Annotated in this window: 2 protein-coding genes and 1 pseudogene; 2 read left to right on the forward strand and 1 reads right to left on the reverse strand. The window is 58.5% G+C overall.

All coding sequences use genetic code 11. The features are described 5' to 3' along the window. Nucleotides 1–117 precede the first annotated feature (117 nt). Nucleotides 118–360: pseudogene (locus ACXJ7R_RS30685) on the forward strand (CbtA family protein); the annotation flags it as partial. A gap of 210 nt (nucleotides 361–570) precedes the next feature. Here ACXJ7R_RS30685 and ACXJ7R_RS30690 read toward each other — a convergent pair. Further along, nucleotides 571–1,398, reverse strand: coding sequence for a DUF4344 domain-containing metallopeptidase (locus ACXJ7R_RS30690; RefSeq protein WP_457155087.1), 828 nt, complete (start codon nucleotides 1,396–1,398; stop codon nucleotides 571–573). Between the two features lie 286 nt (nucleotides 1,399–1,684). Here ACXJ7R_RS30690 and ACXJ7R_RS30695 point away from each other — a divergent pair. Beyond that, nucleotides 1,685–2,179 (forward strand): STM3941 family protein (locus ACXJ7R_RS30695; RefSeq protein WP_457155088.1); only part of this gene is annotated, 495 nt, incomplete at its 3' end.

Raw genomic sequence — 2,179 nt, forward strand, 5'->3', positions numbered from 1 at the left:
CGGACGATCATCTCGAACAGGATGTCCGAAATCCACATGGCTGAAACGCCAATGAGAAATGCCGCTGCCTAGACCGCCAAAGCACTCCGCGCGGCCTAGCGCCTATGGAAGCAGCTCGGAGCGTGGAACGCCTCGATCATAGCCGGTATCGCTTTCCTGATCGTGTTTGCGCTGGTCAAGGTGGCGCTGCCCGACATCAACGAGGTGCCGGAGAAGTTCTCGGCCGTGCTGTTGTGGCAGTTCCGCGTCGCGTCGATGGGGATCCAGCTCATCCTGTGGACGGTGATCGGGCTCTTGTTCGGCGTCGTGGCTGAGCGGAAACTCGCGGCCGCCAGCCAAGCCCGCCTCGCGCGCGCTTGAAATCCCATGCGGTGGCCGCCAAGGTTTCGTGCCCTGGCGGCCATTTTCTTTTTGGCCGTTTAGCCTTGGCTTTTGCCTATCGCAACCGCCGAGGCGCATAGCGAGTTTAGCGATTCGCAACCGGCAAGTCGGGGCACACGGATCTTCGAAACGTGCGCGGCCGGCTTATCTATGAGGCGTTCGGGCCGCATGACCGGCACGACACCGCCACTATCCACTCGCCCGTAGCCAACCCTTGTCGAACACCTTTTTAGCACGATGACGGTCGACATGTGGCTCGATCAGCTTCTTGTACGCATAACTGACCTGTTGGTATTCGTCTGCGCAATCCTCGGCTCGTTCCTTCGGCAAGTATCCCTTATCGACGATGTAGCCGAACTGCTCCTTGTCGRCACCATAGGCTAAGCACAACTCGTTGTAGAAGCGTTGCGCTGGCGTGCCATGTACGTCCGCAAATTTCGCCATTTGAGGTGGAGCTGTCGCGGCCTCCGCCTCGGTCTTATACGCGTAGGCGGTGCCCCCGACGATCCTGCGTGCCTCGTCCTTATGGAGTTCCAGCGTGATGTAGGCAGACACCTGATCAGCGGCGTCTTCCTCGCGTCCAAACACCGGCACCCGCAGCATCTCGAATAGGGCGTGGCCAAATTCATGGAAACAGGTATCCAACAAGGGACCCGTGACGGCGTCGTCCGGCGTGACGCCGGCCAACGTGGTGTTTGCGGGCATGGTTTTCCGGAGTTGCTCAATGTACTCGTAGCWAATCGTTATCACGTTGTCTTCATACCAGGCATTGGCGTCACCGTCGCATCCCTCCACCTTTACCAGCAAAGGGCGCGGCAGTCGGAACGGACTGAGAAATTGCTGCAACCTCTCCAGAAACCTGACTTCCTTCAGTTGTTCGTAGATCGGCTGATGCGCTGAATTCTTGGGAAGCACATAGCTCACGGTCACCCGGTTGGCTTGAGCGGCAAGTGCTGTCGTCAAGGTGTCCGGCGCGACTACCGCCCAGGTGATAAGCAACAGCAAGATCACTCTCATCACGTTCTCCTCTATGCCATCGCGRCATTGTCTGACGTCTGCGCAGTGGCAGCCCTGCCCTTGTGTCTGGACAACCTCTGCCGTGCCTGCCTGATGCAGTCGCGGCCGACAAATGCTGTCGTTTTCTCACACCCACGCACAATCTGTTACTGATCAGATGACGCGCTAATCATCGCGCTGATCCTGGACGAGGGAAAGTAGGTCACTGTTAAGAGCGGCCGAATGGGCAGAGATTTATTCTCGAATGTCAGCTTGCTGGCGTCAGCGGCGGCCTTCGGGGGAAATCATGCAGGACGCGACCGAACCAGTCGAGCCTCGGACCATAAGAGGGTCACGCGCCAAGAGCCTTTTCTATCTCCTCGGAGGCATCGCCTTCGTTTGGATGGGAGTTCATATGGTCCGCGACTTCGCCGGTCAATCTGGCCTGGTCGCGGTCAAGTACGAAGTTGTGGGATGGGTTGCCATAGTCTTCTTCGGACTGGCTGCGCTGGGCGGCGCATTATCGTTCATCCGCCCGCGTGCTTTGATCCTTGACGGGAGTGGCTTTGCGATCGGCGGCGGCTTTGTTCGATCTCCGTTGAAGATTGCATGGCGGGACATTCAAGGCTTTCACGTCCGGGAGCAGAACCGCTACAAGTCGATCGGCTTTCGCTTCGAACTTGGCGCCAAGTCGCCGTTGAACCGGAGGCCTGGGATGGAGCTTGGCCTGTCCGGTTCGGGATGGCCGCTATCGACTGAGAAGATGGTCGAAGTCCTTAACACCTATCGGCAGCAGGCACTG

The sequence above is a fragment of the Mesorhizobium sp. P5_C1 genome (assembly GCF_054049815.1).